The sequence below is a fragment of the Streptomyces sp. PU-14G genome (assembly GCF_041028275.1).
GTDB lineage: Bacteria > Actinomycetota > Actinomycetes > Streptomycetales > Streptomycetaceae > Streptomyces.
Genome location: NZ_JASKYT010000724.1, coordinates 1 through 945, shown reverse-complemented (window position 1 = coordinate 945; position 945 = coordinate 1). Strand labels below are relative to the sequence as shown.

1 protein-coding gene is annotated in these 945 nt (G+C 74.8%); it reads right to left on the bottom strand.

What is annotated here, in order from left to right; genetic code table 11:
- Positions 1-10 precede the first annotated feature (10 nt).
- Positions 11-853 carry a phosphatase PAP2 family protein gene (locus AB8Z75_RS34950; RefSeq protein WP_369209168.1) on the bottom strand — a complete coding sequence of 281 codons (843 nt, stop codon included), beginning with the start codon at positions 851-853 and terminating at the stop codon, positions 11-13.
- Between the last annotated feature and the right edge of the window lie 92 nt (positions 854-945).

The following is a 945-nucleotide window of genomic DNA, read 5'->3' as shown; positions in this document are numbered from 1 at the left end:
GTAGCGGGCGTCACGGGTGGCGGGAGTGGGGGCGGGTGGCGCGCAGCGCGTACACCGTGACGACGACCAGCGGGACGGCCGTACCCAGGACCAGGCCCGCCACCACGTCGGTCGGCCAGTGCACCCCCAGGTAGAGGCGGCTGAGTCCGGCCAGCAGGCTCAGCACCGCCGCCCCCGCCCACAGCGCGATCCGCGCCGGACGGGAGGCGATCCGGGCCGTGAGGACGTACGCCAGGATCAGCAGGACGGCCGTGGCGATCACCGTGTGCCGCGAGGGGTAGCAGAAGCCGTCCTCCTGGACGGCCCACAGCTCGGCGGGCGGTCTGGTCCGGTCGGTGACCTCCTTGACCACGGTCGCCGCCGCGACAGCCAGCGCCCCCGTGGTACCGATCAGCACCACCGGCCTCCACGACCCCTGCCGCCAGGACAGCCACAGGGCCACCAGCACCGAGGCGACGAGCAGCGGCACCTTCGACGCGTGCGTCGCGAACGTGATCGGCCCGTCCAACGCCGCGAGGCGGTGCCGCACCACCTCGCCGAGCACCGGCCGGTCCACGAAACCCGCCCCTACGCCCAGTGCCAGGTACGTCACCCCGGCGAACAGTGCCAGGCTGACGAGCAGCCCGACCACCAGCGGGAGCGGGCGCGCCCGCCGGGGACCTCCGGCCGCCCGCCGCACCTCGCTGCCCGCCGGGACCGGCACCGACACCGGTGCCAGCTGCCGGAGCAGCCCGCGCGGGTCGAGCGCCTCGGCCGCGTCGTCGGCTGCGCTGTCGGTGGTGCTGCCGGCTGCGCTGTCGGTTGCGCCGTCTGCTGTGGAGTGCGGAGATCCCGGAGTCGACCGCCCGCTCATCAGTGGGCTCCTTCGGCAGCGTGGGGCAACACTTCGGAACCTCAGTAGAGCGGCGCCCGGTCTTGCGCGCGAGCGGGACGCCGCTSWRCGGG